Source organism: Terrisporobacter sp. (assembly GCF_017888745.1).
In the GTDB taxonomy this organism is placed as follows: domain Bacteria; phylum Bacillota; class Clostridia; order Peptostreptococcales; family Peptostreptococcaceae; genus Terrisporobacter.
In genome coordinates this window covers 1-6,353 of record NZ_JAGHFM010000348.1, presented here as the reverse complement: position 1 = coordinate 6,353, position 6,353 = coordinate 1, and the positions used below count along the sequence as shown (strand labels likewise).

At 26.3% G+C, this 6,353-nt stretch carries 9 protein-coding genes; 2 read left to right on the top strand and 7 right to left on the bottom strand.

Features of this window, described 5'->3' with window-relative positions:
- Positions 1-597, bottom strand: a 597-nt coding sequence (locus J7G74_RS15410) for a glycoside hydrolase family 5 protein (RefSeq protein ID WP_297136950.1), incomplete at its 3' end; no start/stop codon positions are given.
- Between the two features lie 214 nt (positions 598-811).
- Between J7G74_RS15410 and J7G74_RS15405 the strand changes: the two genes are divergently transcribed.
- Positions 812-1,654, top strand: a complete 843-nt coding sequence (locus J7G74_RS15405; RefSeq protein ID WP_297136948.1) for an AraC family transcriptional regulator — start codon at positions 812-814, stop codon at positions 1,652-1,654.
- A gap of 150 nt (positions 1,655-1,804) precedes the next feature.
- On the opposite strand, the gene J7G74_RS15400 is transcribed toward J7G74_RS15405, so the two are convergent.
- Positions 1,805-1,993 (bottom strand): hypothetical protein, encoded by a 189-nt coding sequence (locus J7G74_RS15400; RefSeq protein WP_297136946.1) that lies wholly within the window; start codon positions 1,991-1,993, stop codon positions 1,805-1,807.
- A 2-nt stretch (positions 1,994-1,995) separates the two neighbouring features.
- Positions 1,996-2,499 carry a GNAT family N-acetyltransferase gene (locus J7G74_RS15395; RefSeq protein WP_297136944.1) on the bottom strand — a complete coding sequence of 168 codons (504 nt, stop codon included), beginning with the start codon at positions 2,497-2,499 and terminating at the stop codon, positions 1,996-1,998.
- Positions 2,500-2,840: 341 nt separating this feature from the next.
- Here J7G74_RS15395 and J7G74_RS15390 point away from each other — a divergent pair, with 341 nt between their 5' ends.
- Positions 2,841-3,503 carry a chloramphenicol acetyltransferase gene (locus J7G74_RS15390; RefSeq protein ID WP_297136942.1) on the top strand — a complete coding sequence of 221 codons (663 nt, stop codon included), beginning with the start codon at positions 2,841-2,843 and terminating at the stop codon, positions 3,501-3,503.
- 146 nt (positions 3,504-3,649) lie between these two features.
- Here the strand turns inward: J7G74_RS15390 and J7G74_RS15385 are convergent, their stop codons facing one another.
- The 4 genes from J7G74_RS15385 to J7G74_RS15370 form a co-directional block, all read right to left on the bottom strand.
- Positions 3,650-4,087, bottom strand: a complete 438-nt coding sequence (locus J7G74_RS15385) for an N-acetyltransferase (protein ID WP_297136940.1) — start codon at positions 4,085-4,087, stop codon at positions 3,650-3,652.
- Positions 4,088-4,236: 149 nt separating this feature from the next.
- Entirely contained in the window at positions 4,237-4,506 is a 270-nt protein-coding gene (locus J7G74_RS15380; protein WP_330616603.1) for a CD3324 family protein, read from the bottom strand.
- Between the two features lie 349 nt (positions 4,507-4,855).
- A complete protein-coding gene (locus J7G74_RS15375) occupies positions 4,856-5,371 on the bottom strand; it encodes a GNAT family N-acetyltransferase (RefSeq protein WP_297136939.1) in 516 nt (171 codons plus the stop codon).
- A 302-nt stretch (positions 5,372-5,673) separates the two neighbouring features.
- On the bottom strand, positions 5,674-6,353 hold a 680-nt coding region (locus J7G74_RS15370), incomplete at its 5' end, for a family 1 glycosylhydrolase (RefSeq protein ID WP_297136937.1).

Here is a 6,353-nt window from a genome sequence, read left to right as displayed (position 1 = left end):
TAATGTATTTGGACCACTACCTTTTGCCATTTCTTCATCTACAGCTTTATATCTATTAGGAACGTCCATTATATTCCACATTCTTTCTGTAATTGGCTCATTTAAAATTTGAATTCCCCACAACTCACTTCTTTTTCCATAACGCTTTGCTAATCTTTCTAATACACTTAGCGTAAACTCTACACTTTCTGGTTGTTTAGACCATTTACATACTCCCGATATTCCACCATTATCAAATCCATTTTGACTTCCTGGCACTGTATGAAGATCTATTAAAATACTTAATCCATATTTACCTGCCCAAGAAAATGCCTTATCTAATTCTTCAACACATCCTATAAATGGCTCACAATCCCCAAAAATAAAATATGGTACTGGTATACGTACTGAATTTAATCCCATAGATTTTATTGTTGCAAAGTCTCTTTCTGTGATATATTCACTACGATGAGTTCTAATTCTAGCCTCGTAAACTTCTTTTGAAAGCTGTCTTGGTAAGTAATATTCATCTTCTGCTGTTGTCCCCTCAAATAAACCAGGACTCATCCATTTTTCTAGTACTAACCAATTGCCTAAGTTTACACCTTTTATATACATAATAACTGTCTCCCCTCTGCTCCTAATTATAGGTATATTTTGTACTATTATTATAATGATTTTTCAGTGTTTTCTTATTTAACCTCATTATATACAATTTTATACATGTTTTTAAGTATATTTATTATCTAATTTATTAGTCGATATTATCTTTTTTAGTTATTGAATTTTATAAATTACATAATTATAATATTGAATTATAAGGGGGCTAATTATGAATAAAAAGGATTTTTTACATGAAATTATTGAACCAATGGAAAACTTAGATGTAAATTTTAAATTATTTGAAGATAGAGGAAGTTATGTGTCAAACCACTGGCATAATTCTTTAGAAATAATCTATATAACTTCTGGGGATTTACAAGTCAACATGGAGGGAACTACATATAATTTGAAAGCTAATGACTGTATATTTATCAATTCAGGTGTTATTCATTCAACTAGATGTGTTTATGAAAATACTTCTATATTGTTACAAATACCATTATCTTTTTTAAATAAATATATTCCCAACTGTAAAGATAGTTATTTTAATTTTAAAGTCAACATTAATGACGATAATTATGAGGCAAATTTAGATAAAATAAAAACTATTTTAAAAGATATGAAAGAAGTAAAAATTACATCTCCTCAAGCAGGAAATTTACGTTTCACAGGTCTATTATTTGAATTTTTATTTCAACTTTATACAAATTTTAGAATACCTATGGGTAATAAAAATATGGAAAGTAGGGCACTTGATTTATCAAAATTCCAACCTGTTTTTGAATATACTAAGATTAATTATAACACTCCTATTTCCATTAATGAAATTGCTAAGGTGGTACACTTGCAGCCAGAATACTTTTGTAGAAAATTTAAACAGTATACAGGTCAGACCTACCTAGAATATTTAAATGATGTACGTATTTCTCATATTTATAAAGAATTAATTAATACAAATAACACACTATGCACTATATTAGAATCTCATGGATTTACTAATACCAAGTTATTTTATAGACTTTTTAAAGAAAAATTTAAGTGCACTCCTAAAGATATAAGAAGGAAAAAGTAAAATATTTTATTTCTAAGACAGATAATATTCAAAGGGTGTGACATTTTTGGGACACCCTTACTTCGTATATCATATTAAGTATTTAAAATCTAATATATTTATACAAATAAAAATGGCCATCTCACTATTTTAGCAAGAAAGCCACTTTAGTTACATATTCTTTATTCTTATTGTGGTTATATTGTTACTAGTAGTTATCTTGAGAGATTGTTTAGATTCTTTTATAAATGCGTCCCTTTTTTTGCTAGCATCTAAATTTTTACTTTTAAGTTTCTTAGTAAAGCTTTTAGCAGAATTATCAGTTAGCGAAATTTTTTTATTATCATATATAATTGCCATATCTACACCTCCTCAAAATAATCTATTAATAAATCTGAGTCTCTAAAGTCAATGAACATAGGAACTGTTATATCTATTTCATTATTCTCTTCATCTAAGTATTGAAATCCTCTATCTTGGTACCAACTAACCTTATCAGCTAGAGCATCTATTAAAAGACATCTACATCCTATAAAATTAGCTATTTCCTGTGATTGAACAGTAATATATTGTAATAAACTCGTACCGATTCCTTTGTTTTCATAATCTTTATCTGTGGCTAAACATTTTAAATAAATTGCAGGATAAGTTTCTTTTATATCTTCTTCATCTATTTCTATATTCTTAAATTCTATAGTAAAGTATGCTACAATTTTACCATTAATCGTAACGATTTTAGTATTTGCAAACTTCATTATATTTTCATAATATGCATTTCTCTTCAAGTATGTGTCTAAGGATTTATTTGAGCATATAAATTCATCCAAATTATGACTTGCATTTATTTCTTCTATTTGTAATTCCAATTCAGTATTCCTCTCAAGTCTTTTTATATTATTATATATAATATCCTATTTTTAATTAATTTAAAAGTCTAATCTTAGTTATATTATAGTATTTTATATAAAAGCAATCCATATTCTTTTCATACTTATCATATGGTTTTTCATTGTATATATTAATTTATATCATTTCAAAAACTAGTCAATCTACTCTTAGTCGAGCTGTATTCTACGGAGAGTAGATTGTTATACAAAATACCTTATAGTATATTAAATAAAGGGCTTGTAGAAAATATACTAAGAGTAAATTATATATTTTTCAACTACATAACCCTAAAATATACAATAAGAAAGAAGGTATTTAAGTGTTGAATACAACATTTCATAAAATCGATTTAAATCAATGGAATAGAATGCAATATTTTTACTATTTTACAAAGATGATGCCAACAGGATATAGTATTAGTGTAAACATTGACATTACTAATACTTATAATATGATAAAAAAGACTAACAAAAAATTCTTCCCAGCTTATTTATATATTGCTTCAAAAATAATATGTGAACATCAAGAATTTAGAATTGCAAATTTAGATAATGAGATAGGTTATTATGAAGTCTTACATCCATCATATTCTGCTTTTCACAATGATGATAAAACTATCTCAAATATATGGACAGAGTATAGTTCTGATTTTGAGATTTTCTATAGCAATTATATAGATGACCAAAATAAATATGCAAATAATCACGGTGTCATGGCAAAACCTGAAACACCACCTCAAAATAGCTATATGATAGGTATGTTACCTTGGATAGAATTTTCTAGTTATACTCCTATACCATATGCACCTTTGAATAGTTTTTTTCCAGTTATTCAAGGAGGCAAGTTTTTTGAAAAAGACGGCAGAAAAATTATGCCTCTTTCTATTACAGTTCATCATGCAGTTGCAGATGGGTATCATGTTGGATTATTCTTAGAAAAATTCCAAGAATATATGAATTATCCTGATAAGTGGATGAAATAAGTAAATAGCTTTCTATGATAATTTTGTTAAGGTGTAGATAGGGTAATAAATTATCTATGCCTTAATTTAAAATAAATACTATTTAATTATATGCTAAGTACACCTTATGAAAAGGTGTTTTTGGGTGAGATTACAGCAAATAATTTTTAACTCTTATTCAATGATTTTTGCATTATATACTCACTATGTCCAGAATCATCATTAATTTGTTCCTTTACTATTTTAAATCCTATATTTGTATAAAATTCTACTGATATTTTATTTTCTTTATATACAGCTAGTTTTAATTCCTTATATTTGTTCATTACATAATTTATTAATTTTTTGCCAATACCATTACCTTGAAAATCTATATCAACAAATAGAGCTCCTATAAACTCATTATTTACTATACTTATAAAACCTTTTATACCTTCCTCATCTTCATATACAAAAGTATCCGACATAGGTATATATACATTCTTTACAGTATCATAATTATTTTCCCAGTATTCTTTACTAATAAAATCATGTGCTTTTATCGTACTTTTTATCCATATATCCATTACATTATCTATATCTGCACTATTTAAATTTCTTATCATCTAACTTCACTCCTACTTTATCATTTATCTATTTAATAATATCATTTATCAGTAAGTAATACTAAGTACATATATAATTCTATATTATTCTTGCACAAAAATGCTGTAGAGTAATCAATTTATTAACTACTCTACAGCATTTAAATGTATTATTTATTATAACCTCTAATAATCCTTCTAATACTATGTTCTGTTAAATAATAATTTTTAGAGATTTCTTTTATACTTTTTCCATTGGTATATTCATTAACTATTTTTTTATTTCTATTATTCAGTTCTTGCCTAAATCCACTTTCTTCTCCCCAAGATTTTTTATTATTATCTTTTTTGGGAATATATATATAATTACCGTCAATATATTCTTGTATTATTTCTACAATATGTAGCGGTAAAACTTCTTTTGCATTTTTATACTTCATACTTTTGCTCCTATTTACTTTTATATGTACATAGTTGAGCAAAATCTACTATGGCTATATAGCCGTACTTATACTATATACGGCTCTAAACAAATTTTTATTATAGACTTTGCCCAGAGCCTTATACATTTTCAAAATGTATATTTTTTATCATTATATTTCACCTCAATATATATTTTTACTATATTTTAATATACTAATTTATTTTATACAACCTTAGTAACAATTTCATTTATTTATGATAGTCTTACTTGTTATTTATTCAGAACATGGACTCACCTATAAATTCCTATTTATATACGTTATCAGAAAGATTCTTAATTCGCATTATATTAAAATTGTATATTAACTAATAATTTTGATTAGAAAAAATACTTAAGTTTTTCCATATAAGTTTTTCTGAATTTGATTTTACTCCTCCAAAATCATCAATAAAATATTTATAATGAACTGCACCAAGTTTTTCATATATCCTTTTAGCATTATCATTTCCTTTAACAATACAAATACTCATGCATTCATATCCATGTTTTAAAGCATACTGCCCTACTCTATAAATTAATTTCGTTCCTATTCCTTTTCCTCTTGAATTTTTTGTTATATGTAAAGAATCTAAATACCAATAATTTTCTTCCTCATCATCTTTTTTAGATGCTACAAAACCTAAAAATTCATTTTCTTCATACGCAACAAAGATATGATTTTCATTTTTAAGATATTTGCTCCACTTTTCTACTGCATACTCTTTAGTTAAACCATTTAAATAATCTTCAGATAGTAATCCTTTATAAGTTTCCTTCCAATTTGAAATATATAATTTCGCTATATTATCTATATCATCATATACTGCATCTCTTATAATCATAAAACCACTCCTTTAATAATATTTGTCATAAAAATATATTTACTTCGCATTTTATAACAATTGAGTAACAAATTTTATTGTATCATTTTCAACATTACTTTAAAACATATCCTAATAAAAAAATTCACTTCGTTTAAGCCACTGTGTGGGCGCACCACTTCATGTCGCCAACGACTGCGTCCGTTGCTCAAATTTATCAGTTGGGATTATAAATTATCCACAATTCAGATAATTTATAATCCCTTAAAATATAAAAAAAGTATCTCTAATACTAAAAATAGTATTAGAGACACTTTCATAATTTAATCTAAATCTTCACCGTTTGAAGTAATTACTTTTTTATACCAGTAAAAACTTTTCTTTCTTGTTCTTTTTAAAGTTCCATTTCCTTCATTATCTCTATCTACATATATAAATCCATATCGCTTTTCCATTTCACCTGTTCCAGCACTTACTAAATCAATAGGACCCCATGTAGTATATCCTAATAAATCTACACCATCTATAGTAACAGCATCTTTCATGGCTTTAATATGTTCCCTTATGTAATTAATTCTATAGTCATCTTCTACATAACCATCTTCGTTAACTATATCTTTTGCGCCTAATCCATTTTCTACAATAAATAATGGCTTTTCGTATCTATCATATACATGGTTAAGTGTTATTCTTAATCCTAATGGATCAATAGGCCATCCCCACTGACTATAAGTAAGATATGGATTTTTAGCAGATGTAAATATATTGCCCTCAGCTAAATCATCTGCATTTTCATCTGTTCTAACACAACGACTGTTATAGTATGAGAATGAAATAAAATCAACTGTGTGTTTTTGCAATAATTCCAAATCTCCTTCTTCCATTATTGGTGTAATTCCCTTTTGTTCCATATATTTTAATGCATAGTTAGGATATTTCCCTCTAGATTGAACATCTACAAAGAAGTAATTTTCTCTATCTAGTTTAGTAGCTTCCCATACAT

Bases quoted from the DNA above. Each gene is read 5' to 3' on its own strand.
- J7G74_RS15405 (WP_297136948.1), top strand. From the start codon at position 812: ATGAATAAAAAGGATTTTTTACATGAAATTATTGAACCAATGGAAAAC.
- J7G74_RS15400 (WP_297136946.1), bottom strand. From the start codon at position 1,993: ATGGCAATTATATATGATAATAAAAAAATTTCGCTAACTGATAATTCT.
- J7G74_RS15385 (WP_297136940.1), bottom strand. From the start codon at position 4,087: ATGATAAGAAATTTAAATAGTGCAGATATAGATAATGTAATGGATATA.
- J7G74_RS15380 (WP_330616603.1), bottom strand. From the start codon at position 4,506: ATGAAGTATAAAAATGCAAAAGAAGTTTTACCGCTACATATTGTAGAA.
- J7G74_RS15375 (WP_297136939.1), bottom strand. From the start codon at position 5,371: ATGATTATAAGAGATGCAGTATATGATGATATAGATAATATAGCGAAA.